Origin of the sequence: Baekduia sp. (assembly GCF_035318805.1) — a bacterium.
Taxonomy (GTDB): Bacteria; Actinomycetota; Thermoleophilia; order Solirubrobacterales; family Solirubrobacteraceae; genus Baekduia.
This window is the reverse complement of record NZ_DATHDY010000118.1, coordinates 1-25,232: the sequence shown is the minus strand read 5'-3', so window position 1 is coordinate 25,232 and position 25,232 is coordinate 1. Positions and strand designations below refer to the sequence as shown.

20 protein-coding genes are annotated in these 25,232 nt (G+C 70.1%); 13 read left to right on the top strand and 7 right to left on the bottom strand.

Annotated features, from left to right (window positions below):
- Positions 1 to 43: 43 nt before the first annotated feature.
- The 3 genes from VK501_RS23995 (at position 44) to VK501_RS23985 (ending at position 3,672) form a co-directional block, all read left to right on the top strand.
- Positions 44 to 1,732, top strand: coding sequence for an acyl-CoA synthetase (locus VK501_RS23995; RefSeq protein WP_324342009.1), 1,689 nt, complete (start codon positions 44 to 46; stop codon positions 1,730 to 1,732).
- 45 nt (positions 1,733 to 1,777) lie between these two features.
- A complete protein-coding gene (locus VK501_RS23990; RefSeq protein WP_324342007.1) occupies positions 1,778 to 2,380 on the top strand; it encodes a TetR/AcrR family transcriptional regulator in 603 nt (200 codons plus the stop codon).
- 107 nt (positions 2,381 to 2,487) lie between these two features.
- Positions 2,488 to 3,672 (top strand): MFS transporter, encoded by a 1,185-nt coding sequence (locus VK501_RS23985; protein ID WP_324342005.1) that lies wholly within the window; start codon positions 2,488 to 2,490, stop codon positions 3,670 to 3,672.
- 191 nt (positions 3,673 to 3,863) lie between these two features.
- Here the strand turns inward: VK501_RS23985 and VK501_RS23980 are convergent, their stop codons facing one another.
- From VK501_RS23980 to VK501_RS23955, 6 genes are all read right to left on the bottom strand, one after another.
- Positions 3,864 to 4,358 (bottom strand): adenylate/guanylate cyclase domain-containing protein, encoded by a 495-nt coding sequence (locus VK501_RS23980; RefSeq protein ID WP_324342003.1) that lies wholly within the window; start codon positions 4,356 to 4,358, stop codon positions 3,864 to 3,866.
- A gap of 8 nt (positions 4,359 to 4,366) precedes the next feature.
- Positions 4,367 to 6,136: a dihydrolipoyl dehydrogenase gene (lpdA, locus tag VK501_RS23975; RefSeq protein ID WP_324342002.1), complete on the bottom strand. Its 1,770-nt coding sequence runs from the start codon at positions 6,134 to 6,136 to the stop codon at positions 4,367 to 4,369.
- A complete protein-coding gene (gene aceF, locus VK501_RS23970) occupies positions 6,133 to 7,596 on the bottom strand; it encodes a dihydrolipoyllysine-residue acetyltransferase (protein ID WP_324342085.1) in 1,464 nt (487 codons plus the stop codon). The genes lpdA and aceF overlap by 4 nt, the downstream gene beginning before the upstream one ends.
- Positions 7,487 to 10,126, bottom strand: coding sequence for a pyruvate dehydrogenase (acetyl-transferring), homodimeric type (gene aceE, locus VK501_RS23965; RefSeq protein WP_324342000.1), 2,640 nt, complete (start codon positions 10,124 to 10,126; stop codon positions 7,487 to 7,489). The genes aceF and aceE overlap by 110 nt, the downstream gene beginning before the upstream one ends.
- Positions 10,126 to 10,803 (bottom strand): GntR family transcriptional regulator, encoded by a 678-nt coding sequence (locus tag VK501_RS23960; protein ID WP_324341997.1) that lies wholly within the window; start codon positions 10,801 to 10,803, stop codon positions 10,126 to 10,128. Before VK501_RS23960 ends, aceE begins: the two co-directional genes overlap by 1 nt.
- 95 nt (positions 10,804 to 10,898) lie before the next feature.
- Positions 10,899 to 12,125, bottom strand: a complete 1,227-nt coding sequence (locus VK501_RS23955; protein ID WP_324341995.1) for a beta-ketoacyl-[acyl-carrier-protein] synthase family protein — start codon at positions 12,123 to 12,125, stop codon at positions 10,899 to 10,901.
- A gap of 476 nt (positions 12,126 to 12,601) precedes the next feature.
- Here VK501_RS23955 and VK501_RS23950 point away from each other — a divergent pair, with 476 nt between their 5' ends.
- From VK501_RS23950 to VK501_RS23905, 10 genes are all read left to right on the top strand, one after another.
- Complete coding sequence (locus VK501_RS23950; RefSeq protein ID WP_324341993.1) at positions 12,602 to 13,048, top strand: hypothetical protein; 447 nt, start codon at positions 12,602 to 12,604, stop codon at positions 13,046 to 13,048.
- Positions 13,029 to 13,652 carry a hypothetical protein gene (locus VK501_RS23945; RefSeq protein ID WP_324341991.1) on the top strand — a complete coding sequence of 208 codons (624 nt, stop codon included), beginning with the start codon at positions 13,029 to 13,031 and terminating at the stop codon, positions 13,650 to 13,652. The genes VK501_RS23950 and VK501_RS23945 overlap by 20 nt, the downstream gene beginning before the upstream one ends.
- 240 nt (positions 13,653 to 13,892) lie before the next feature.
- Positions 13,893 to 18,221 carry a DUF6531 domain-containing protein gene (locus tag VK501_RS23940; RefSeq protein ID WP_324341989.1) on the top strand — a complete coding sequence of 1,443 codons (4,329 nt, stop codon included), beginning with the start codon at positions 13,893 to 13,895 and terminating at the stop codon, positions 18,219 to 18,221.
- Positions 18,222 to 18,234: 13 nt separating this feature from the next.
- Positions 18,235 to 18,894, top strand: coding sequence for a hypothetical protein (locus VK501_RS23935; protein ID WP_324341987.1), 660 nt, complete (start codon positions 18,235 to 18,237; stop codon positions 18,892 to 18,894).
- 487 nt (positions 18,895 to 19,381) lie between these two features.
- Positions 19,382 to 20,779 carry a hypothetical protein gene (locus VK501_RS23930; protein WP_324341985.1) on the top strand — a complete coding sequence of 466 codons (1,398 nt, stop codon included), beginning with the start codon at positions 19,382 to 19,384 and terminating at the stop codon, positions 20,777 to 20,779.
- A 25-nt stretch (positions 20,780 to 20,804) separates the two neighbouring features.
- Positions 20,805 to 21,053, top strand: a complete 249-nt coding sequence (locus VK501_RS23925; RefSeq protein WP_324341983.1) for a hypothetical protein — start codon at positions 20,805 to 20,807, stop codon at positions 21,051 to 21,053.
- A 200-nt stretch (positions 21,054 to 21,253) separates the two neighbouring features.
- Positions 21,254 to 21,409, top strand: a complete 156-nt coding sequence (locus tag VK501_RS23920) for a hypothetical protein (protein ID WP_324341981.1) — start codon at positions 21,254 to 21,256, stop codon at positions 21,407 to 21,409.
- 426 nt (positions 21,410 to 21,835) lie between these two features.
- Positions 21,836 to 22,810, top strand: coding sequence for a hypothetical protein (locus VK501_RS23915; RefSeq protein WP_324341980.1), 975 nt, complete (start codon positions 21,836 to 21,838; stop codon positions 22,808 to 22,810).
- Positions 22,811 to 23,542: 732 nt separating this feature from the next.
- Positions 23,543 to 23,719 carry a hypothetical protein gene (locus tag VK501_RS23910; protein ID WP_324341978.1) on the top strand — a complete coding sequence of 59 codons (177 nt, stop codon included), beginning with the start codon at positions 23,543 to 23,545 and terminating at the stop codon, positions 23,717 to 23,719.
- A 19-nt stretch (positions 23,720 to 23,738) separates the two neighbouring features.
- A complete protein-coding gene (locus tag VK501_RS23905; RefSeq protein WP_324341976.1) occupies positions 23,739 to 24,002 on the top strand; it encodes a hypothetical protein in 264 nt (87 codons plus the stop codon).
- A gap of 195 nt (positions 24,003 to 24,197) precedes the next feature.
- Here VK501_RS23905 and VK501_RS23900 read toward each other — a convergent pair whose 3' ends face one another.
- Positions 24,198 to 24,380, bottom strand: a complete 183-nt coding sequence (locus VK501_RS23900; protein ID WP_324341974.1) for a hypothetical protein — start codon at positions 24,378 to 24,380, stop codon at positions 24,198 to 24,200.
- Positions 24,381 to 25,232 lie beyond the last annotated feature (852 nt).

Here is a 25,232-nt window from a genome sequence, read left to right as displayed (position 1 = left end):
GGTGACCGTTGGTCGCCGCTGGCGCCTGTACTAGATTGACGGGGTGTCAGAACCTCGCCGGTCGATCGACCCGCCCTCGCGTTGCGCCGCGCCGAACCTGCGCGACTACGACGCCGAGAGGGCGAGCTACCGGGTCGACGTTCCGGAGCGCTTCAACGCGGTGCTGTCGATCCTCGAGCCCTGGGCCGCGGAGGATCCCGACGCGCCCGCGGTGCTCTCGCTCGACGGTGCGGGCGAGGTCGTCGCGCTGGAGACCGCGGCCGAGCTGGCGCGCGCCTCGCGCCAGGCCGCGCGCGCACTGCTGGACCTCGGCGTGTCGAAGGGGGACCGCGTCTTCGTGATGCTCCCACGCATCCCGGAGTGGTATGCCGCCATGTTGGGGTGCATGCGGATCGGCGCCGTGCCGATGCCGGGGCCCAACCTCCTCACCCCCAAGGACATCGCCTACCGGATCGAGCAGGGCGAGGCGATCGGGGCGATCACCGACGCGGCGGGCGCCGTCAAGGTCGACGACGCGCGCGCCGAGCTGTGCGTGCGGCTCTGCGTCGGCGATGCCGCGCCGCCGTCCGGATGGCTGGACTTCGACGAGCGGCTGCAGGCCGCGGGCGACGGCGACACGCCGCAGGACCCGACTCACCGCGACGATCCGCTGCTGCTGTACTTCACGAGCGGCACCGTCTCCTACCCCAAGCTCGTCGAGCACCCGCAGTCCTACGCGCTCGGCCACGTCGGCACGGCGCGCTTCTGGCACGACCTGCGTCCCGGCGACCGGCACTGGACGGTCTCCGACACCGGCTGGGCCAAGGCCGCCTGGGGCGGGCTGTTCGGGCAGATGCACGAGCGGGCGTGCATCGTGCAGGTGGCGCTCGGCCGGCCCGACGCCGACACGATCCTCGGCATCCTCGAGCGCCAGGCCATCACGTCCTTCTGCGCGCCGCCGACGCTGTACCGGATGCTCGTCCAGGCCGACTTCTCCAAGCACGACCTCTCGGCGCTGCGGCACTGCACGAGCGCCGGTGAGCCGCTGAACCCGGAGGTCATTCGCGCGTGGAGCGAGGGCACCGGCGGATTGACGGTCTACGACGGCTACGGCCAGACCGAGACGACGTGCATCGTCGCCAACTACCGCACGGTCGAGGTGCGCCCGGGGTCGATGGGCCGGCCGGTGCCGGGCTGGGACGTCACCGTGGTCGACGACGCGGGCGCGCCGGTCGAGACCGGCGCGGTCGGCAACGTCGTGGTCCGCTGCACGCCGCAGCGGCCGGTCGGGCTGTTCCCCGGCTACCTCGGCGACGCCGAGTCGACCGAGAAGGCGTTCCGCGGGCCGTTCTACTTCACGGGGGACAAGGCCGCGCTCGACGAGGACGGGTACTTCTGGTTCTCGGGGCGCAACGACGACGTGATCACCTCCAGCGCGTACCGGATCGGGCCGTTCGAGGTGGAGAGCGCGCTGGTCGAGCATCCCGCGGTGATGGAGGCGGCGGTGATCGGGCGCGACGACCCGGAGCGCACGCAGCTGGTGGTCGGCGTCTGCGTCCTGGCGCCGGGCCGGACGCCGTCGGAGGGCCTCGCGGCCGAGCTGCAGGACTTCGTGCGCCACAGCACCGCGCCCTACAAGTACCCGCGCGAGATCCACTTCGTCGACGAGCTCCCCAAGACCGTGAGCGGCAAGATCCGCCGCACGGAGCTGCGCGGGTGGCTGGTCGACGGACGGCTGCCGCCGAACCGCTGAGGCATCGACCGGGACAGATGTGCCGGTATCGGTACAGTTGTACCGATGCCTGCCGCCGGCTCGACGACCGAGCGCCCGCCCCGCGGCGAGGCGCGCCGCACCCTCATCACCGAGGCCGCGCTGGCCGTCATCGCCCGGGTCGGCCCCGACGGCCTGACGCACCGGCTCGTCGCCGCGGAGGCCGGACTGCCCGTGGCGGCCACGACCTACTGGTTCGCCTCCAAGGAGGACATGGTCCGCGCGGCGCTCGAGCACGCGGCCGAGCGGGATCTGCGGTATCTCGACACGCTGCGCACGGCGTCCCGCGGCTGGACGCGGGCGACCCTCGCCGCCGAGCTGGCCGCCATGGTGCAGGAGGCGTGCACCACGCGCCGGGAGAACGCCGTCGTGGACGGCGCGCTGTGGCTCGAGGCGCTGCGCCGGCCGGAGCTCCGGCCGGTGGCGCGGCGCTGGAACGACGAGTGGGTCGCCTTCTGCGCCGAGGTCCTGCGCAACGTCGGCGCGCGGGCCCGCGCCGCCGATGCGGCGCTGCTGGCCGCGTCGGTCGACGGGCTGATCAGCCACGGCCTGGTCGCCGACGGCCCCTTCGACCGCGCTGCCGTGGTCGCCGCGCTGCGGCGGCTCGTCGCGGCGCTGACGGCGGAGTAGGAGACCGTGTCGCTCTCGCGACTGGGGACCCACCTCCGGCGGCGACGGCCGGCCATCGTGGACCTCGGCCTCGCTGGCCGCCTACGGCACCCCTAGGGCGACGGCGCATGGCCACCACCACGGCGCTCGTGCGCGTCCCCGGCGTGCTGCGCACCATGTCCCTGGCGCTGCTGGCCCGCGTCCCGCTTGCGGCGATCGGCCTGCTGCTCGTGCTGCAGGTCCGCCATCTCGGCCACTCCTACGCGCTGGCGGGCGTCTGCAGCGGGGCGTGCGCGCTCGGCATGGCGGTCGGCTCGCCGATCCTCGGCCGGGCGATCGACCGCGTCGGTCAGCCGCCGGTGCTGTTGCTGGCGGGCGCCGCCGTGACGGCGGCCTCGGTCGCCTTCGCCCTGCTGCCGGCCGGCGCCCCGGTCGCGGCGTTCCTCGCGCTGGCCGGCCTCGTCGGCCTCGCGCAGCCGCCGGTCGGCGCGTGCGTGCGCGTGATCTGGCGCAGGATGCTCGACGCCGCCGACTTCTCCGCGCTCGTGACGCTCGACGCCACGCTGCAGGAGCTCGCGTTCCTGATCGGGCCGCTGCTGCTCGTCGGCGTCGCCCAGTTCCTGGGTGCGGCGGCGGCGCTGGCGGTGACCGGCGTGCTGCTGGGCGCGACGAGCGCGCTGTTCGCGGTCCTGCCCGAGACGCAGCGGCTGGGCGGCGCCGACCCCGCGGCCGACGACGCGCCGCGCACCTTCGGCTCGAGCGCGCTCGGCGTGCCGGGCGTCCGGACGCTGCTGGCGATCGCGGCCTCGATGGGCGTCGCGTTCGGCGCGACGGAGCTCGGGATCATCACGATGGCCGACCACCTCGACGCCTCGGGGATGGCCGGGATCCTGTTCGCGCTGTGGGGCGCGGGCAGCTTCGCCGGTGGCCTTGCGTGGGCGCGGTACGCCGGTGTGCACGAGGCGGTCGGCACGATGTTGATGCTGTTGGTCGTGCTCGGCATCACGTCGGCCGCGCTCGCCGCGGTGCCCGGCGTGTGGCCGCTGGGCGCGGCGCTCGTGCTGGCGGGCGCCGCGGTCGCGCCGCTGTTCGGCGTGCTCTACGCGGCGATGGGCGACGTCGCCCCCGACGCCACGCTGACCGAGGCCTTCTCGTGGGAGACGTCGGCGATCACCGCCGGCATCGCGCTCGGGTCGGCGGTGGCCGGCGCCGTGGCGGGCGCGGTCACGCCGCGGGCGACGTTCCTCGTGGCCGGCGCCGCGTTCCTGGCCGGCGCGGTGGCGCTGCGCACGCTGCGCGCGACGCTGCGCTGAGACTGTGTCGCTATCGCGACTGGGGACCCACCTCCGGCGGCGACGGCTGGCCGTCGTGGGCCTCGGCCTCGCTGGCCGCCTACGGCACCCCTAGGGGAACACTGGCCCAGAGGGCCAGGTTCCCTTGCGGGTCTTCGCCCAGGGGGCGAAACCCGCGGCGGGTTAGGGACCCACGCTCCTGGGGCGGCCGGTCAGGCCGCGGGCGCGGGATCAAGCGCGAGCACGTCCACCGGCAGCGACACGCCGGGGACGTTCACGGAGCCCAGCGCGGTGGGGCTGAGGTCCTGCACGACGGCCGCCGCGGCGGTGCGCGCGGTCAGCAGCAGCTGGCCGGGGCGCGCGTGCGAGCAGAGACGGGCCGCGACGTTGACCGCGGCGCCGATGTAGTCATCACCCTCGAACATGATCACCTCGCCGGTGCAGATGCCGCCGCGCAGGGCGAGCTGCCCGTCGGCCTGCAGGACGTCGCGGACCCGGGACGCGCAGTCGACGACGCCGCCAGGCTCGATGCCCGACAGCATCGCCCCGTCGCCGAGCCACTTCGTGACCCGGACGCCGCCCTGCTCGGCCTGCGCGCGCAGCACGGCTCGCAGGTGGGCCAGCACGGCGACGGCCTCCTGGTCGCCGTGCAGGTCCGTGAACGCCGTGAACCCGCACAGATCCAGGAACGCGAAGGTTCGGCTCACGCGCACGGTCAGCCCGCCTTGCGCGCCTTGGCGGCCTGCTTGTTGGGCAGGTCGGTCACCGTGCCGTCGGCCACCTCGGCGGCCAGCATGACCGTCTCGCTGAGCGTCGGGTGGGCGTGGATCGTGAGGCCGACGTCGCCGACGTCGGCGCCCATCTCCAGCGCCAGGCCGGCCTCGGCGATCAGCTCGCCGGCGTTGGTCCCGACGATGCCGGCACCGAGCACGCGGCCCGTCTCGGGATCGCGCAGGATCTTGGTCAGCCCGTTGGACGCGTCGCTGGCCAGCGCGCGGCCGGAGGCCGACCACGGGACCACCGACTTCTCATAGGCCTTGCCCTGGTCGGCGGCCTCGGTCTCGGTCAGCCCGACCCACGCCACCTCGGGCTCGGTGTAGGCGACCGACGGGATGCCGCGCGCGTCGAAGACCGTCGGGTGGCCGGCGATGACCTCGGCGGCGACGTGGCCCTCGGCGGTCGCCTTGTGGGCGAGCAGCGGGCCGCCGGCGACGTCGCCGATGGCGTAGATGTGCTCCACGTTGGTGCGCTGGCGCTCGTCGGCGGGCACGAAGCCGCGCTCGTCGACGTGCACGCCCGCGGCGTCGAGCCCGAGGCCGGCGCCGTTGGGCGTGCGGCCGACGGCCACGAGGACGCGGTCGAAGACGGCGTCGGCGACGTCGCCGGAGAACGTGGCGTGCAGGCCGTCGTCGCGCGCCTCGATCGACTCGACCCGCGTGCCGAGGTGGATCGCCGCGTAGCGCTCGCCGATCCGCTTGGCCAGCGGCTTGACGAGGTCGCGGTCGGCGCCGGGGATGAGGCCGTCTAGGAGCTCGACGACCGTGACCTCCGAGCCGAGCGCGTCGTAGACGGTGGCCATCTCCAGGCCGATGATGCCGCCGCCGACCACGAGCAGGCGCTCGGGGACATCGGCGAGCTCCAGCGCGCCGGTGGAGTCCATGACCCGCGGGTCGTCGTGGGGGACGCCCGGCAGCCGGACCGACCGTGAGCCGGTCGCGACGATCGCGTGGTCGAACGAGACGGTCGTGGTTCCGTCGGCGCCGGTGACCGCCAGCATGTGCGGGCCCGTGAACCGCGCCTCTCCGTGGACCACCTCGACCTTGCGGCCCTTGGCCATGGCGGCGACGCCGCCGTTGAGCTTGGCGACCACGCCCTCCTTCCAGGAGCGCAGCGCGTCGAGGTCGATCTGCGGCGCGCCGAACGCGACGCCATGCGTCGCGGCCGTCTCGGCCTCGGCGATCGTCTTGGCGACGTGCAGCAGCGCCTTGGACGGGATGCAGCCGACGTTGAGGCACACGCCGCCGAGCTTCTCGTGGCGCTCGACCATGACGACGTCGAGCCCGAGGTCGGCGGCGCGGAACGCCGCGGCGTAGCCGCCGGGGCCGGAGCCCAGGACGAGCACCGTCGCGTGGACGTCGCCGCGCTCGGTGGCGGCCGGCGGCTCGCCGGTCGGGCGCGCGGGCGGCTCGGTGGCCGCCGGCGCGGCGGGGGCGGGCGCCGTCTCGGTCGCGACAGCGCCGGCGACCTCGAGCACCAGCAGCGCGCTGCCCTCGGCGACCGCGTCGCCGACCTTGACCCTCATCTCCTTGACGGTGCCGGCTTGAGGGGCCGGGATCTCCATGGAGGCCTTGTCGGACTCCAGGACGACGAGCGGGTCGTCGCTGGCGACCTCGTCGCCCACGGCGACGAGCAGCTCCGCCACGGGGACGTCGCTGAAGTCCCCGATGTCGGGGACGAGCACTTCGAGCGTGGTGGTGGTGCTCACAGGAGAACCCTCCGCAGGTCGGTCAGGACGCCCGACAGGTGCGCGACGAACCGTGCCGCGGCCGCGCCGTCGATGACCCGGTGGTCGTAGGACAAGGACAGCGGCAGCATGAGGCGTGGGAGGAACTCCCTGCCGTCCCACACGGGCTTCGTCGCCGAGCGCACCACGCCGAGGATCGCCACCTCGGGCGCGTTGACGATCGGCGTGAACGACGTTCCGCCGATCCCGCCGAGGCTGGAGATCGTGAACGTCGCGCCGCTCATCTCGGCCGGGCCGAGCTTGCCGGCGCGGGCCTTGCCGGAGAGCTCGCTCAGCTCGCCGGCGATGTCGAGCAGGCCCTTTTGGTCGACGTCCTTGACCACGGGGACCACGAGGCCGTTGGGCGTGTCCGCCGCGAAGCCCAAGTGGTAGTACTTCTTGCGCACCAGCTCGTCGCCGTCCAGCGAGGAGTTGACGTCGGGGAAGGCCTTCAACGTGGCCGCGGCCGCCTTGAGCAGCAGCGCGACCATCGTCACCTTGACGTCGGACTGCTCGGAGTTGAGCTGCTTGCGGAACGCCTCCAGGTCGGTGACGTCGGCCTCGTCGTTGTGCGTGACGTGCGGGATCCGCACCCAGTTGCGCGACAGGTTGGCCGCCGAGATCCGGCGGATCTTGCTCAGTGGCACGCGCTCGACCTCGCCGTAGCGGGCGAAGTCGACCTGCGGCCAGGGCAGGAGGTCGAGGCCGCCGTCGCCGGTCGCCGCTCCGGCACCGGTGGCCGCGGCCCGCGCCGCCGCCCCGCCGCCGTCGGCGAACGCCTGGACGTCGGCCGGGACGATACGCCCGTTGCGACCGCTGCCCGGGACCGCGCTCAGGTCGACGCTGAGCTCGCGCGCCAGCCGGCGCACCGACGGGCTCGCGTAGATGGGGCCGTCCCCGTTGGGCGACACGGAGCCGCCGGCGGGGACGGCGTCGGGCACCTTGGGCGGCGGGGGCTGCCTCTCCGGCGGGGCCGGGCGCGACGAGGCCTCGGCCGCCACGGCGCTGCGCACGGCGCTGGGCGCGCCGGCCTCGACCGTGGCCGCCGCGTCGGCCGCGACGGCCAGCGTCACGACCGGCGTGCCCTCCGAGGCGGTGTCGCCGACCTTCAGCAGGACGTCGCCGATCACGCCGGCGAACGGCGCCGGCACGTCCATCGTCGCCTTGTCGGTCTCGAGCGTGACGAGCGGGTCGTTCTCGGCCACCTCGTCGCCGGCGGCGACGAGCACGTCGACGACTGCCACGTCGGTGAAGTCGCCGATGTCGGGGACCAGGATCTGCTTCACGTCCGCCATGAGGGTCCTGACTTGGTCCCTTGGACTTTGACCTGCTTCACGTCCGCCATGGGGCCTCCAGCTCGGGGTCGATGCCGTACTGCTCGATCGCCTTCGCGGCGTCCTCGTGCCGGCCCAGCGCGTGCAGCGCGGCGACGACGACGTGATGGCGATCCACTTCGAAGAACCGGCGCAGCGCCTTGCGGTAGTCGCTGCGGCCGAAGCCGTCGGTGCCGAGGACGGTGTATGGAGCATCCACCCACGGCCGGATGCCGTCGGGCAGCGCGCGGTTGTAGTCGGTCGCGGCGACGACCGGGCCGTTGCGCTCGCCGAGCGCCTGCTCGACGTAGGCGCTCCGGGGTTCTCCGGCCGGATGCAGCCGGTTGTGGCGCTCGACGTCCATGCCGTCGCGGCGCAGCTCGGTGAACGAGGTGACGCTCCACACGTCGGAGCCGACGCCGAAGTCCGCGCGCAGCAGGTCGGCACCCGCGAGCACCTCGCGCAGGATCGTGCCCGAGCCCAAGAGCTGGACCTCGGCGTCGTCGCTTTGGGCGATGACGTGCATCCCGCGCAGGATGCCCTCCTCCGCGCCCTCGGGCATCGCCGGCTGCGCGTAGTTCTCGTTCATGATCGTCAGGTAGTAGAAGACGTCCTCGTGCTCGCCGAACATGCGGCGCAGCCCGTCCTGGACGATCACCGCCAGCTCGTAGGCGTAGGCCGGGTCGTAGGCGACGCAGTTGGGGATCAGCGCCGCCTGCAGGTGGCTGTGGCCGTCCTCGTGCTGCAGGCCCTCGCCGTTGAGCGTCGTGCGTCCCGCGGTGCCGCCGAGCAGGAACCCGCGCGCGCGCGAGTCGCCCGCGGCCCACGCGAGATCGCCGACGCGCTGGAAGCCGAACATCGAGTAGTAGATGTAGAACGGAACCATCGAGACGCCGTGGTTGGCGTACGAGGTGGCCGCCGCGATCCACGACGAGAACGCGCCGGGCTCGTTGATCCCCTCCTGGAGGATCTGGCCGGACTTGTCCTCGCGGTAGGACATCAGCTGGTCGGCGTCCTGCGGCGTGTAGAGCTGGCCGACCTGGCTGAAGATGCCCAGCTGGCGGAACATACCCTCCATGCCGAACGTCCGCGACTCGTCGGGGACGATCGGCACGACGTGCGGGCCGAGCTGCTTGTCGCGGATGAGCGTGGAGAGGATCCGGACGAACGCCATCGTCGTGGAGATCTCGCGCTCGCCGGTGCCGTCGAGCTGCGCCTGGAAGGCCGACAGCTCCGGGACGGGGAGCGGCGGCGCCGCGGTTCGGCGCTGGGGCAGCGAGCCGCCGAGCGCCGCGCGGCGCTCGCGCAGGTACACCATCTCGGGCGCGTCGTCGGGCGGCTTGTGGAAGCTGACGTTGCGGACCTCGTCGTCGGTGAGGTCCAGCTCGAAGCGGTCGCGGAAGGCGAACAGCGCCTTCTCGTTCATCTTCTTCTGCTGATGGGTGATGTTCTGGCCCTCGCCGGACTCGCCCATCCCGTACCCCTTGATCGTCTTGGCGAGGATCACGGTGGGCTGGCCGGTGTGGGCGACGGCCTCGGCGTAGGCCGCGTAGACCTTCGACGGGTCGTGGCCGCCGCGGTTCAGCGACCAGATCTCGGCGTCGGTCCAGTCCTCGACCATCCGCGCCAGCTCGGGGTCGGCGCCGAAGAAGTGCTCGCGCACGTACGCGCCGTCGCGGGACTTGAACACCTGGTACTCGCCGTCGACGCACTCCTCCATGCGCTTGACGAGGCGGCCCTCGGCGTCGGCGGCCAGCAGATCGTCCCAGCGCCGGCCCCAGACGACCTTGATGACGTTCCAGCCGGCGCCGCGGAAGTTCGTCTCCAGCTCCTGGATGATCTTGCCGTTGCCGCGCACGGGACCGTCCAGGCGCTGCAGGTTGCAGTTGACGACGAAGATGAGGTTGTCGAGCCTCTCGCGGCCGGCCATCGAGATGGCGCCGAGCGACTCGGGCTCGTCCATCTCGCCGTCGCCCATGAAGGCCCACACCTTGCGGCCCGTCGTGTCGGCCATTCCACGGCCGGTGAGGTACTTCATGAACCGCGCCTGGTAGATCGCCATGAGCGGGCCGAGGCCCATCGACACGGTGGGGAACTGCCAGAAGTCCGGCATGAGCCAGGGGTGCGGGTACGAGGAGAGCCCGGGCACCGCCGCGTCGGTCTCGGTGCGGAACCGGCGCATCTGCTCCTCCGGGATCCGGCCCTCGAGGAACGCCCGCGCGTAGATGCCGGGGGAGGAGTGGCCCTGGATGAACACCAGGTCGCCGCCGTGCTCCGGCGACGGCGCGTGCCAGAAGTGGTTGAAGCCGATCTCGTAGAGCGTCGCGGCGGACTGGAAGCTCGCGATGTGGCCGCCCAGCTCGGACGACTCCTTGTTGGCGCTCAGCACGGTGGCGATCGCGTTCCACCGCACGAGCGACCGTACTCGGTGCTCGAGCTCCTGATCGCCCGGTACAGGAGCCTGCGCGTCGACCGGGATCGTGTTGACGTACGGCGTGCTGAGGTCGCCGGCGGGGTGCAGCCCGCGCAGGCGCGCGTCGGCGAACACCTGCTCGAGCAGCTGGCGGGCGCGGTCGGGACCGTCGTTGCGGATGACGGCCTCGAGGGCCTCGACCCATTCGGCGGTCTCGGCGGGATCGATGTCGTGGTAGAGCGCCATCAGGCCTCCTGGAAGTACTCGGGATGGGCGCGCCGGATGTCGGGCAGGCTGGACAGGACCATGCGCAGGTGGTGGCGGAGCTCGCGCTCGGCGGCGTCGGCGTCGCCGACGGCCACGGCGGCGACCAAGGCCCGGTGCTCGGCGAGCATCTGGCGGCGGTACCCGGGGTCGGGGAGGCTGAGCCGGCGGACGCGATCCAACTGCCCGCGCGCGCGCTCGCTCAACCGCCACGCGGCCGCGCGGCCCGACAGATCGCAGAGCAGGTGGTGCAGCTCGTCGTCGAGTCGCGCGAAGGCCTGGTCGTCGTCGCCGTCCGCGGCCCGCTCCTGGGCGTCGAGGTTGTCCTCGATGGCGCGCAGGTCGTCGCCGTCGAGGGAGCCGGCCGCGTGGCGGAGGGCGTTGACCTCCAGCGACTCGCGGACGAAGTGGGCATCGGCCACGGCGTCCTCGTCGATGAACGTGACGAAGGTGCCGAGCTGGGGGACGACCTCGACGAGGCGCTCGTCGCGCAGGCGCAGCAGCGCCTCGCGGACCGGGGTCCGGCTGACGCCGATCAGGCCTGCGAGCTCGTTCTCCGACAGCCGGCGCCCGGGCGCCAGCTGGGCCGTGACGATCGCCGTGCGCAGCGCCACGTAGGCCCCGTCGCCCACCGAGCCTCCCAGGGCGCGCTCCTCCATCGGGATCCGCATTGTAGACTAGTATACCAGTGGTGTCGGGCCGCGTGGGAGGCGTGCACGACGACGTGCACGGCGCCGCCGGGAGCGCGGGCGCCTCAGCCTTCGCTGGAGAGGCAGAGGACGGCGTTGTGGCCGCCGAACCCGAAGGAGTTCGACAGCGCGACGCGCTCGCCCGCCGGCAGGTCGCGCGGGCTGCCCGCGATGACGTCGAGATCCTCACCGATCAGGGGATCCACCTCCTCGTAGCCGAGCGTGGCGCCGGCGACGCCTTCGTGGAGGGCGAGCACCGTCGCCACGGCCTCGACCGACCCGGCCGCACCCAGCAGGTGCCCGACGGCGGACTTCGTGGACGAGATCGGGACCGAGCCGGCATGCGGCCCGAGCGCGGTGCGGATCGCCCCGGCCTCGGCCTGGTCGTTGAGGGGGGTGGAGGTCCCGTGCGCGTTGACGTAGGACACGTCGGCCGGCTGGAGGCCGGCGTCGGCGAGGGCCAGGCTCATGGCCGCGGCCGCGGGCGCCCCGGACGGGTCCGGCGCCGTGAGGTGGTAGCCGTCGACGGTGGACGCGTAGCCGCGCAGCTCGGCGAGCACCGTCGCGCCTCGGCGCAGCGCGTCGGCCTTGCGCTCGAGGACGAGCACGCCGGCGCCCTCGCCGAGGACGAAGCCGTCGCGGCGGGCGTCGAACGGCCGCGAGATGCCCAGCGCCGAGAGCGTCCCCATGCCGCCGAAGGCCGCCGTGGAGTACGGCGTGATCGCCGCCTCCGAGCCGCCGGCGACGGCAGCGTCGACCTCTCCGTACTGCAGCATCCGCAGCGCCGTGCCGATCGCGTTGGCGCCGGCCGCGCACGCCGAGACGGTGCCGAGCGCGGGGCCGTGGAAGCTTCGCCGCATCGCGATCGTGGCCGCGGCCGCGTTGGGCATCATCATCGGGACGCCGAGCGCCGACAGGCGTCGGGGCCCGCTGTCGCGCAGGACGTCGAACTGGCTCTCGAGCGTGCCGATGCCGCCGATGCCGGTGCCGAGCATCGTCGCGACGCGGAACGGGTCGTAAGGCGGATCGGCGCCCCAGCCGGCCATGGCGAGCGCCTCCTCGGCGGCGGCCACGGCCAGCTGCGTGTACCGGTCGCTGCGCCGGACCTCCTTGGCGGTCATCCCGGCTTCCGGATCGAAGTCCGACGCGCGCGCGAGGCCGCCGGCGATGCCGTCCTCGCCCGCCAGCCAGCGGCGGTGCAGCGTCTGCGCGCCGGTGCCCAGGGCGGTCACGGCGCCGACGCCGGTCACGACGACGTCGGGGAGCTCGATCGTCCGCGGGGTCCGGGTCATCCGCGGGGGTTGCATGAAACGACCATGGGACGGCACCGTACCGTTCCCGTGGTCGCATCAGCGGGCCGCTCGAGTTGGCGCTGGCCCCGAGCGCCGTTGAGCGTGCCTCCGACAGGCTCGCGACCGCCGCACGCCGCGGGCTACCGCATCGGCTGAGGCGACCGCGGCGGGTGGGAGCCGCGAGGCGGGTATCTGTGACGGTGGCTGCTCGCCGCCGGACGGACCGGTACGTGATGGTCCGTTTGCCTTGACAGCAAGGGCTGCTCACTGTTGATTGGCGATGGTCCAATGGTGGTCGACCGGTCGACGGCCTGCCCGGGCACGAGGCTTCAAGTGCAGAAATGGCGCAAGCCAATGCCATCCCGACAACCCTGGATCATGAGCCCCAAGAGGCGGCATCTGCGCCTCATCGTGGGCGTGGGTTTCGTCTTGCTGGCGGTCGCCGCGACGGCGTGTGCTCGACCGCAGGGGGCCGGGTGACGCCCGCACCACACAAGAGCATCGCGAAGGGCGTCAGCGGCTACCGATTCGTCAAGCCGCCGCTCATCGTGCGGCAGGATCTCTCCGACCAGGCGTCCGATGTCACCGTCTACTTCCGCATGAACCGGCGCCTGCCGAAGGGCTCCTACGGAGAGGTCGTCAGCCAGCCGCCCGCGACCCGTAAGGCCGTGTGGTTCCTACCGAAGAGCGAGCGCTGCTACATGCAATACGCCGGAGGAACGAAGCACTCGCCGTGGAGCGGCGTCCCGCTCGGCACCCCCGCCACCCTCGCTCTGCACATCCACGGCGTCAGCCAGACGCTCCAAGCCGTGTCGCCGCTGATAGCCCCGCTGCCCGTGCAGAGGAACCCCAAGGGTCTCGGCGACGAAGGCCTCGCCCACGAGCACCGCCTCCACTGTCTCCGTGAACGGCGAGCCCGCTAGCCACACGATGACGCCTGGCACGAGGTCGACCTGCTCGCGCGCTGCAGCAACTCGGGCGTGGCCGATCGCCGCGATCGCGGCCGTCGTGGCGACCGCGGTCACCGCCTGCAACTCCGAGCAGGCTCCAGCCGACGCGCGTACGGCGTCCACGACGACCCAGGCGACCGCGAAGAAGGCCGCGCTGAGCAAGTACCGGTTCGAGCGACCGCCCACAGTGGTGTTCGCATCGGCCTACCCGCACCCGGAAACCAACATCAACTTCTACGTCTTTGCCCGGATGAACCGAGCCTTGCCGCGTACTACTCGCGGGATCAAGGCCACCTTCCTGCTCGACGGTTCCAGCCCGTACGGAACACCGACGACCAAATCCCGGCGTCCACCGTGCTTCTCCACCCAGATTGGGGCCGGCGACAACCCCCAGGTCGCGCCGCAGCTCGTGGATCCACATGACGGCCAGCTGGTGACCGTGACCTTGCGCTTCCCCGGCATTGACGGCGACAGAGTCACCGTCGCCGCCCGAAAGGTCGCGCCGCGCGCGGTCGGCATCGATCAGGCCGATGCCAAGTACCTGCGCCGACTGGGCTGCCACGTCGCGACGGGCTGAGCGCGGTACCCGGATCGCCTGAGACCACCCGCGGCGGGGTGGGAGCCGCGAGCCGGGTATCTGTGACGGTGGCTGCTGACCGTCGGACGAACTGGTACGTGATGGTCCGTTTGGTCTTGACAGCGAGTGCTGCTCAGTGTTGATTGGCGGTGGTCCAATGGTGGACGACCGGTCGACGGGCTGCCCGGGGGATGAGGGTTCTGGGTGGGGGTTGGTGTGGGCGCTTTGCGGTCGCGTTGGATGCTGCTGGTGGTGTTGGTGGGGTGTGCGGTGGTGGCGGTGGTGGGCTCGGCCGGTGGGTCGGTGTCACGGGCGGTGTCGGAGCGTGTTGCGCCTGCTGCGTCGCGTGAGGCGCGGCCGCTGGGCGACGAGGTTGCTTGGCGGCGGACGGCGAGTTCGCGCACGTTTCGTCAGGGCGATGGCCGGATGGTCACGCGGCTCTATCCGCAGCCGGTGAACTTCGAGAAGACCCCCGGGAGGTGGGTGTCGATCGACAACACGTTGGTCGCTGCCGATCGGGCCGGGTATGTGCATCGCACGGCCAACGACGGCGACGCGCTGATCCCACGCTCGCTCAGTGATCCGTTTCGGCTGGTCAAGGGCGGCGCGAGCCTCACCTTCAGGCTGCACGGCAGTGCTGCGATTGCCGCGGTCCGCGGCGATCGAGCGACGTTCGCCGATGTTGGCGTCGGCGTCGATGCGAGCTACGAGGCGGTCAATACGGGCGTCAAGGAGCTCCTCACGCTTCGCGGCCGCGGCGCCCAGCGCGTGTTTGCCTACGACGTGACGGCGAGCGCGGGGTTGGCGCCGCGGCGCGAGCGCGACGGGTCGATCACCTTCGGCGACGGCAAGGGCAAGGCGCGGTTTCGGTTCGCGGCGCCGGTGGTGTGGGACAGCGCAACCGAGCCGTCGGTGTCGCATACCTCGCGGCTCTCGATCGAACGCGCCGGGGACGGGTGGACGCTGACGCTCCGCGTCGACCGCGAGTGGCTGGCCGGCGCCGGGCGGGTGTTTCCGGTGATCGTCGATCCCAACGTGCAGTGGATCGTCGGCGGCGAGATGCGCTACAGCGGTGCGCAACGCGACTGCACGGTGGCCGGCGGCAGCCAGGCCGCGACGAGCCTGTGCGCGGATCCGACGCTGTGGGTCGGCAGCGATGCCGAGCACAGCCACAAGAGCTTGTTGTACTTCGACGCTCGGTCGGCGATCCCGCAGGACGCCGCGATCTACGATGCCACGCTGCTGCTGCACGCCAGCGGCTCGGGCACGGTGCCGGCGTCGAACCTCCGCGTGCGACCGATCAGCAGCGACTGGACCGACGCGGCGACGTGGACGACCCGGGACGGCACCAATGCGTGGAGCACTGCGGGCGGCGACGTCGGCAGCGGCACGAATGATGTCGGGCCGCCGACGTCGGTCGGCGCGCTGAACAGCTGGTACTACCTGACGGTGCCGGCCGAGCTCGTGCAGGGCTGGATCTGGGGTGACCGGCCCGACTTCGGCCTGCAGGTCGCCGCCGACGCCGGCTCCCCGGCACAGGCCTACGGCTTTGAGTCGACCGATGGCGATCCGTGGAAATGGCCTGCCGTCGACCTCTTCTGGAAGGAGTACCAGGGCGACAACCCCGGCTACACCCAGGACGTCCAGAAGCTCTCCGACCACTCCCAGATCGCCGTCAACGTCGCCAACGGCAACCTGAAGTACACCGTCAACGACGCCACGGTGCCCAGCACCGACGGCCTTGACCTAGCGGTGACGCGCAACTGGGAGTCGGTCTCCGGTTATGACATCGGCTCCTACGGCCGGGGCTGGTTTCAGACCTACGAGCAGACGCTGATCCACGAAGACACCGACGGCTCGCTGTACTACAGCGACGACGCCGGCGCCCACTACCGCTTCGCCGCCGACGGCAGCGGTGGCTTCATCAGCCCAAGCGGACTCGACGCCAGCCTGTGCACGATCCACAACAGCGGCAGCTCGTGCACGCGGGACGGCATCAGCGGCGTCACGTACAAGCTGACCGACCACACCAGCGGCCGGCACTACTACTACTGGGGGCCGTCGGGCAAGCTCGGAGCGATCCGCGACGCCAACGGCAGCCAGGTCAGCATCAACTGGACCGGCTCGGAGACGACGATCTCCGAGACCCACGGCGGCCAGGTCGCCTTTGACCTCAACGCCGACGAGATGGTCACCAGCATGACCGACGGCGACCACACCACCACGTTCGCACGGGGCGGCGACGATCCCCTCTGGCTGACGGGCGTGACCGACGACAGCAACCACACCACCAGCTACACCTACAACTCCGACGGCTCGCTCATCAAGATCACCGACCCCGAGGGACACCAGACGCGCATCGAGTGGCAATGGGTACCCGCCGGATCATCGCCGGCGACCAAGATCATCCGCGTCCTCGACCCGACCGACCCGACCGACCCGACCAAGAACCCCACCACCACCTACAGCTACGACACCGCCAACCGCACGACCGTCGTCACCGACCCGGCCGGCAACGCCACCGAAGATGTCGCCGACGACGGCCAGACCACCTACACCTACGACAAGCTGCTGCACGTCACCCAGGCGACCCCGCTGAGCTCAGCACTCCCGGCCAGCCCCGCCTGGCTCACCCCCGACGCCAACTGGGACACCACCCGCCCCAGCAGCGAACCCTCCGGCCCCTGGCACGACCTCCACGACGCCTACGTCAACGGCCAAGACCAGCACACCCTCACGCTCGGCTCCACCGACCCCACCACCACGTCGGGATCGGTCTCCGGCGTACGCCGCGTCGCCGTCGAAGAAGTCGACGGCCCCGAAATCGCCGCCTCCACGCCCACGTGCACCAGCACCACCAACCCACCCCGCACATGCCCGACCACCGTCAGCCCTTCGGTCAGCATCGACGCAACGACCCTCAGCGAAGGCGCCCACACCTTCCGCCAAATCACCCAAGACCTGGCCGGCAACAGCGGGGTAAGTGCTAGCTGGGTCATCCACGTCGACCGCACCGCCCCGAGCGCGCCGTCGAACTTCCAGCAGAGCCTCTTCTACCCCAACGACCCTGATCCGGCCGTGATCATCAACTGGGAATCGAGCGACCCGAATTTGGCGGATGGCTCTCCGGGTTCCGGTGTCGCCACGAGCTTGGTGCGCTACAGCGTCAACGGCGGCGCGCTATCGGCTTGGCAGGAGGCCGACGGCTCGAGCATCGAGATCTCTGGCGTCTCCGTCGGCATGACGGTCGCGATCGAGGCGCGGTCGATCGACGGGGCAGGCCACACCTCCGCCACCGCCACCGGCAGCATCACCATCGCCGCGAGCACCGAGGATCCCGGGATGGAAGACGCCGCTGCGGCGGCCTATGCAAGGGACTATGGGACATCGCAGGCCGTTGCTGCGCCCTGGATGGACAAGCAGGGTCGAGCCGATGGGCTGGGCGAGACCATCTCCGCCGGCAGTTCCGGGTCTGGCTACGGGGGAATGTGGATGGACAACGTGAACCGCCAGGTGGTCGTGAACCTCAAGAGCGGAACGTCGACGTCAGGGGCCACGACGGCCCTGTCCAATGCCGGACTTTCGGCGGACAGCCGGATCCAGACGGTCTCCTACACCCGGCAAGAGTTGGACGACGGCTATGACGCCGTGGACGCCGACCTCGCTGACCTCGTCGGCCAGGGGCTCATCCAGCTCAGCCGTCGTGATGCAAGCAACGCCGTGCACATCGAGGTCGGCACCGACGCGACCGCGACGCAGAAGGCCCAGGTGAATACAGCGGCCGCGAACGCGCCCGTGACCGTGACCGTGGCCGACAGCGATGTCCCAAACTTCCACCACGGCGAGGAGCTTGCGTGCGTGGAGCGGAAGGACCCGTCCGGTACCATCACGGGCCGGGTTCCTCTCTGCGACAAGCCACTCCGCGGAGGTCTTCTCCTCTACGGCGATACGAACAGTTCAAACGTTTCAGGCATCTGCACGGGAGGCTTTACGGCAAGCACGCCGGACCGAAGCAGTTACTACCTCATGACCGCCGGGCATTGCCTGAGCCAGCTGACGTCGTCGGCAGGCGCCACGAAGTGGACCATGTTTAGGAGCGACCCGGTGATCGCAGATATCGATAGTCTCGGCACCGGTGCGGCCTTCGTCCATGATCAGCGGGGGGACGCCGGCCTCATCAACGTCGCGTCGTCGGGAAACTGGCTCGTCCCGCCGCCGCGGCCTTGGATCTACGTCACCGACAGAGGTGAGACGCGGCGCAACACCAAGTACCGGATCCGCAGCGTCAACACCAGCCCCGAAGGGGACTACCTCTGCATGTCCGGCGTACGCACGGGCGGGCACTGCGGCGAGGTCGAGGAACTCCGCGTCGGTCCGCAGGACCACGGCACGCTCAAGGCCTGTGTCGACCACGGCGACAGCGGTGGCCCGGTCGTGAGACGAGGCAGCGCGAGGGGGCTGCTTGTGAAGCTCTCCGAGAAGGCGACGGAGTCCGATCCCTGCCACGTCGACTTCCAGGGCGCCGCTGAGGCCGAGCATCTTGTCGATGCAGCCATCTTGACCCACTAAGGACATACTCACCGTGAAACGTCGATTCTTGATGGCGATCGGGGGAGCCGTCGCCGTGGCGATATCGGGCCTGGCGGTCACGGTGCTCTCCGCGGAGACGCCGCGTGAGCAGTCACAGTCACGCGCGGAGCTCGAGCGGCTCCAGGACCGCATCGACCTTGACATCAGGCCCCTCGCCCGGCAAGGCGTGTACGTGCGAACCACGGGCCTCGCCGCTCGGTGCGTGTCGGTTCTAGTCGACAACCTGACGGTTCCGAACAAGACTTACCTCGCGCGTCGCTACGGGGCGGGCGCCTGTCTGCGGCAGGCGTCGTCGATTCCCGGCCCCGGGTGCTCGCTCCTGTCCCGCCGGGACTCCGGGCAGTCGAAAACCGTCCCGGATATGTTCGATCTCGGCCTATACGAGGCCGAGCGCCGTCTCGTCGCCGCTGAGTTCGCCTTCTCCATCGAATGTCCAGGCAAAGCAGACGGCCGTCCGTCCCGTCCATCGCGGTACTCCCCGGACGCGCTGGTGCGGGTGACCCGGCAATGCCCGGCTGCCGGCGCGACCCTCGCAGCGGGAGCGCCTGTCGCACTCCAAGCCGAAGCCATCCTGCCCGGCGGACATCGCTACGTAGTCGGGGCCTTCCGCGGTCACGTCGAGTGCACCAATCGTGGCCTGGAAGGCCGCTAAGCGCCGAGTTTCGAGCGCGGAGCGGCCCAAGGATCGGTCTCGGGCGTACGCCGCGTCGCCATCGAAGAAGTCGACGGCCCCGAGATCGCGGCCTCCACGCCGACGTGCACCAGCACCACCAACCCGCCCCGCACATGCCCGACCACCGTCGACCCTTCGGTCAGCATTGATGCAACAACCCTCAGCGAAGGCGCACACGCCTTCCGCCAGATCACCCAAGACCTCGCCGGCAACACATCGAGCTCTGCACCGTGGACCGTGTCGGTTGACCATACGCCACCGCCTGTTCCCTCGGCCTTTCTCGCCGATTTCGACGAAGAGGACCGGAGAGGGCGACATCGATTGGCTGGCACAGGACCCGCCGCTCTCCGACGGATCGCCCGGGAGTGGCATTGCCTCGTACGAATACCGCTATAGCCGTCCGGGGCAGCCGCTCAGCGCGGTGACGACGACCGCCGAGCCCGGTTTCCGATTCCCCGGAGCGTTGGTGGGCGAGTTCGTCCACGTCGAGGTGACCGCGATCGACGCGGCCAGCAATCGCAGTACGACGGCCGAGGCGGACGTGGCGGTTGGATCGGCCGGTGACTGCCAAGACGACCCGGACGCCGTCGACTCCATCGATGCCTCGCTGCACCTGTCGGATTCGGCCCAGCCGGTCGATACGTTCACCTTCGATCAGCCCATGACGGTCGCCGAGGTTCGCGCGGCACTGCCGGACGGCGCCACCATGGCCAGCATGCTTGAGCGGCAGCCAGGGACGGACGTCGACACGCAGACCAGCGCGATGACGTTGAACCCGGAGATGACGTATGACCAGTCGGTGAACTTCTGGGAGACGTTCCTGCGAGAGGACACCGACGACTTCGTCGACTACCTGCAGTCGGCTCGAGCCACTGCGAATCCGACCGACCGCGACGTGATCGACCAGCAACTGAACAGCCTCGCCGTAAGGGCGCAGAGCTTCGACAACTACGGCGGCGTGCCCGTAAGGAGCTTCGCGATCCTGCACAACCTGGACGCCGCCCAGCGCATTACCAATCGCTTCGGCGGCCAACTGGAGCGCGTGCGGACGACGACCGTCGCGGGCGAACACAGCGAAGGCTGCCCAACGGTTGACTCGTCCGGCGCACGGGCGCGGAGCCTCGATCGAACCACGCAGCCTGCACCACAGCTGCGCATCGAGGGCAGCGACGGGCCGGCTGAGACTGGCGTTCGTAAGCACAGCTACAGCCCGTTCCATGTGCGCGTCGCCACCTACGACCGCGTGTACCGCCGGCCGAACGGCGACGACGAAGACCGACGCTTTCACAAGGTCGTGGCGGCGTGGCGCTTCGGTGCGTCGTCCAACCGCTACTACTGGTTCCGCGGGTACCGCCGCGACGACGGCCAGCGTGGCGTCGAGGTGCAGGTTGACACGAACAAAGACCACGATGGCTTGTCCTTCGGTGCGCCGCCGTGGGGCTTCCTTCCGGCAAACAACGATGGCCCCGATCAGGCTGGGATTCCGAGCGTGTGGACGGCGAGCTACCGCTGCGCGTACCCCGACGACTACCTCAACGACGACATCTACCACAGCTACTCGCTGACCGTCGGGATGGGCTGCCGACCGCGGTCGAACCGGTTCCGCTACCGCTGGGCACACATCATCACTCGCCTCGACGACAATGACAGTCTCCAAGTCAGCGTGCAGCCGACGCACTACGCCCGGGACGGTTACTCAATTCCTGTCCCGGGGGAAGACGAGGTCGACTACTGCAATGATCAGGACGAGAAAAAGGGCTCGTGCTTCTTCGGCGACATCGGCGTCCTCCCGGCGAGTTACACGAAGACGACGGATGGGGGCACCGTCCTCCGCACGCCGGGACAAGCCCTATTCGAGCGTTGATGCGGCCGGGGGCTGAAGGCGCCGGATGACACGCCAACCCTTCCTACGCTCACTCATCACACTGGGCGCCGCGCTGGCCGTCGCAGCCGCCGTCCTCTACTGCCTCGCGGCGTCGAGCACTTTCGGCCCCAACGGCGGCGCCGAGGCATCAAGCCTGCCGACCGGCTGGTGGCTCATATTCGGCATCGTCGCCCTGTGCGCTGGCGGGCTGGCGGCGCTCGTCATCGACGCGGTGTTCGGCGGTCCGCGGACGCGCCGTCCTCCCCGAGACTGACCGAGCAGGGCGCAATAGAAGCGTTAAGGGAGGGCTGGCGGTACCGGAGCTCAGCGAGAACGGCGACGAACTCGGCGGGTCCGCTCACGGGCTCCATCATTGCCATGAGTCGATGCTACGTGCCGGCTTGCACCTCCACGAGCGGCGACCTGCACGCGTGCGCTGCTGCTGCCGCGCCACCCTTCCGCGCCCATACTCACGTGCCGCTCGCTCTCCTCGGCCTCGACGTTGGCGCGTTCGTCAAGGACACGATCGAGGCGATCGTCGACCTGGTCGTTCCCGACTTCTGCGCCGGCTGGGTGAGCAGCGTCGCCACCTGGTTGGTGGCGTTGCCCGACGTCACCGGTACGACGTGACGGCGAGCGCCGGGTTGGCGCCGCGGCACGAGCGCGACGGGTCGATCACCTTCGGCGACGGCCAGGGCCGGGCTCGGTTTCGTTTCGCGGCGCCGGTGGTGTGGGACAGCGCGGCGACGCCGTCGGTCTCGAAAAACCGTTCCCCGGCCGAACGTAGAGCGTGGCGCGAACGGCGACGGTCAGGCTGATCAACGACGTGGTCAACCGCAGCTCCCGAATCTCGCGGCTGTACTACTACGCGTTGCTAGGAGACCCCGTGACACCAGAGAAGCCCAACGCGTTTGATTCTGGGTTGCTCCGCTACACCGACCTGAGTCGCCGGCCGATGTACGACGACTACGCAGCAAAGACCAACCCAAGCAACACACCGTGACGCCGTGCCTCCGTGCCGCGGCACGTCTCCCAGGGGCCGCAATCGTCGTAGCGATGCTCAGCCTGAGCCCGGCCTTTGCGCAAGACGTGTCGACCGAAACCGTCTTGGATACGGTCAACGCGAGCACGCCGGTGTCGGCCTACGGTGGCGTTGCAGTCTGGAGCACGTTCGACGAGGCTTCGAAGACATATCGGCTGCGTGCGTATCGCAATGGGCAGGTCACCACACTGCCGATTCCCGCGCGCAGGGGGTCATTTGATGCCGACGTGGGGCCCGACGCATCTGGACAGCCAGTGGTCGTGTACTCGCGTTGTCGCGGTGAGACGGGCGGACTGGGGCTGGCGTTCAACGAACTGCCCGAGTGGGCATTCGCGCGTGGATGCGACGTCCACCGCTTCCGGTTCGCCGACGGGAGCGATCGGGTGCTGGCCGTGGCGAGCTCGTCCGTGCGTTCGGAGGTCACGCCTAGCATTTGGGGCAGCCGCCTAGCGTACTTCGCCATCGACGAGCCGCGACACGGCCGCCGCAGCATCGGTGGGCGCCTCTATCTTGCAGACCTTCGCGGTCACGCGCGGACCCTCCGGTTCACGGGCGGCACCCGCGGGCCGCTCTCGCGGGTCGGCTCCAAGCTGGTCGACGGGCCATCGCCGACCGGACTGGACCTCGCGGGCACGGCGATGACGTTCGGCTGGTCGAACTTGCGCAGCTGCCAAGGAGAACCCGACTCGGGCGGGGACGCCCAAGCCTCTGAGATCTGGCGCCAGACTCTCACCAGCCGCGCGCGCCTGGCTCGCTCATGCACCGCCTACGGGGTCTTTGGACCGTTCATCGCCGGCTCAGACGTGCAGTGGGTCACGCAGGTCAAGAGCGCCGTGCGCGGAGCAGCCGTCCTGTCGTCATTGCTGCCGGGTGCCGACAAGCCCCTGCCCGCTTATACGCGCGGCGTAGCGCTAGACGGCGGGAACCTCATCGTCGCTCGAGGCACGCTGACGGGCCCGATGCAGATCGTCGCGATCCCGGCATCGTGATGCGCCGTACGGGCTCCGGCATCGCAGTCTCGAACGAGGTCCCGTAACGCTGCAGTTGCCTATGAACTGCGCGAGCCGAAACACGCGTGGCCCATGATGGCACCGCGCTGGTCTCTTGGCTTTCGCCCGTCGATCCCGCCCTGCGTGATGGCACACCAGGCTCTGGAACGACGCTCTATCGCTACCGGTACTCGGTGGAGGGCGGAAGCTGGTCAGCATGGGCAGATACCGCCGACAGCTGGGCCACGGTGGTCGCGGCAGACCCAACCGATACGATCGCGGTCGAGGTGATTGGCATCGACGCAGTCGGCAACGTGGGACCGAACTCGACGGCCACCCTGCGCGCCGATCAGGATCTGTCGTGGGTCTGCGACCCCGGGGAATACTGGGGCGAGGGTCCATACGACGACGACAACACGACCGTGGACGGGGACACCTGGTCTGACAATTGCGACACGGTGGCGGACTGCAAAGCGCGAGCCGCCGAGCCTGGCTGTCGCAGCCGGTCCACCGCCCTGCGTCGGATCGACGTACCTGCCTCACAGCTACTCGTACTTTTGGCGTGCCGCCAACGGGCGCTTGAAGTGGGACTTCCGGTTCCGAGCTGCCTACAGGACGGGCTTCGCCAGCAAGGTAACAGTGTCGATGCCTGCCGCCAGTGTCTCGACGTCGCCTATCAGCCCTCCATACAGCCCGCACTTTCGAACCGCATCCTACAATTTTCACGGCAGCATGCGTACGTTCCAGTACTACGGCGGTGGCGGAGGCATCACGACGACGAATCAGGTCGTCACCTTCCTGTGGGCGTGGACCGGCGTCAGCTCCACCCCTGGAAAGCTCAGGATTGGTTCGGCCTTCAAGGTCTGTCGGATCCCGCTGCCCGGCACAGGGGAGCCGGGTGCCTCGTAGCTGGTCCACTTGGGCTCAAATGTTTGACGGCGAGCACGTCGAGATCAGCGAGCCGCTCAGGCAACGCTTGGACGAGCTGCAGAAGCTCTTTGCTACGTCCTCCAGCCAAGAGCAGGCGCGGTACTACGAGGTCGTGCACGCACTTGTAGCCCTCGAAACCTTGGCCACCGAACCAGGGATTGTCGGTCGCCAGAATCTGATCGAGGTCACTGCTCAACAGGCTCGAGACGCCGGATGCACCATCGACGACATCAATCTCGCGCTCCACCGGCGCAGCGATTGATCAGCGCAACGAGCGTTGCCGGCTCGGCGCTACACCACTACCGGTACCTGATGGGCACGACATCAACGTCGCCCAAGATGTGTCACTGATCGTCCGAATTTTTCAGGTGCGATCATGAGCCGTACCGGGTTTGGCGGAGACCTTGATCTACCCCTAAAGTCGTGGAGTCGGGAGTTCTGGAGTCAGGGACATTGATTAGGTGTAGGTCTTCGAACTCGGTTGGGGTGAGCATATTCCGCGAGCTGTGTCGGCGCCGGTGTTGTGAAATAGCTCGGTGTAGTCGTGGATGGTGGTGTAGACGGCCTTGCGCAGGTCGGCGGGCAGCGCCAGGAACGGGATGATGTTCTCCGAGCGCGTGCGCCAGGAGTCAGCGATCATCGGTATTTCTGGCCCCACTTGTCGTCGAACGCGGCCAGCGCGTCGGCGGCGGCCTCGGCGCAGGCCTACGGCTTTGAGTCGACCGATGGCGATCCGTGGAAATGGCCTGCCGTCGACCTTTTCTGGAAGGAGTACCAGGGCGACGCCCCGGGCTATGGCGGGGCGGTTGACGTTCTCGATGCTGTTTCGTCGGGGAGCCGGCGTCGGCGGCGACCTGCAGGCCGAAGTCGGGCCGGTCACGCCAGATCCAGCCCTGCACGTCTACCAAGCGGTCAATGCTCGGGCAGGGCAGTCTCGAACGCGGGCGTCATCTGCTGGACCCAGGCGGGCGCCCCCAGATCCGCGCCGTTGCGATAGCTCCCGAGCACCAATGGCTCGAATGTCCGCAGCAATAGCTGCTTCAACAAGAGCGGCATGGACCGGACGCCGGGCAGGGGGACCTGTGACCGAGGGACAGCGGTGTTCCTCACGGGCCGACTGTCGAGTGCGCCAATGTCTACGTAGTCCCGGACGGGACGTCCACCAGCAGCTCCTGTGCTGCCAAGGTCGTGCGCAGCCTGAACACCTCGCGCGAGTGGGGCCCCTGCCGACGTGCGAACGGGATCGACGACGTCGCAGGCGGCCGGGGGCAAATCCGGGCCGAGCAAGTACCAGTTCGACCGGCCGCCGACAGTCGTGTTCACGTCGGACGACTCGAACACCCAATTCTACTGGCGTGACCCCGTGGGTTCGGTCCGGTGCTTGTGAGAGTCCTATGCGTCCGTGATGATGGGCGAGAAGGACGACGACAAGTTGAAGCGACGCAGGCACACCCCGGAGCAGATCGTGCGCAAGTTGCGCGAGGCCGATCGG

Excerpts from the sequence above, each read along its gene's own strand:
- VK501_RS23940 (WP_324341989.1), top strand. The coding sequence starts at position 13,893 with ATGCTGCTGGTGGTGTTGGTGGGGTGTGCGGTGGTGGCGGTGGTGGGC.
- VK501_RS23985 (WP_324342005.1), top strand. The coding sequence starts at position 2,488 with ATGGCCACCACCACGGCGCTCGTGCGCGTCCCCGGCGTGCTGCGCACC.
- VK501_RS23960 (WP_324341997.1), bottom strand. The coding sequence starts at position 10,803 with ATGGAGGAGCGCGCCCTGGGAGGCTCGGTGGGCGACGGGGCCTACGTG.
- VK501_RS23910 (WP_324341978.1), top strand. The coding sequence starts at position 23,543 with ATGCGTACGTTCCAGTACTACGGCGGTGGCGGAGGCATCACGACGACG.
- VK501_RS23915 (WP_324341980.1), top strand. The coding sequence starts at position 21,836 with ATGCTCAGCCTGAGCCCGGCCTTTGCGCAAGACGTGTCGACCGAAACC.
- VK501_RS23955 (WP_324341995.1), bottom strand. The coding sequence starts at position 12,125 with ATGACCCGGACCCCGCGGACGATCGAGCTCCCCGACGTCGTCGTGACC.
- VK501_RS23925 (WP_324341983.1), top strand. The coding sequence starts at position 20,805 with ATGACACGCCAACCCTTCCTACGCTCACTCATCACACTGGGCGCCGCG.
- VK501_RS23900 (WP_324341974.1), bottom strand. The coding sequence starts at position 24,380 with ATGATCGCTGACTCCTGGCGCACGCGCTCGGAGAACATCATCCCGTTC.
- VK501_RS23905 (WP_324341976.1), top strand. The coding sequence starts at position 23,739 with ATGTTTGACGGCGAGCACGTCGAGATCAGCGAGCCGCTCAGGCAACGC.
- aceE (WP_324342000.1), bottom strand. The coding sequence starts at position 10,126 with ATGGCGCTCTACCACGACATCGATCCCGCCGAGACCGCCGAATGGGTC.
- VK501_RS23990 (WP_324342007.1), top strand. The coding sequence starts at position 1,778 with ATGCCTGCCGCCGGCTCGACGACCGAGCGCCCGCCCCGCGGCGAGGCG.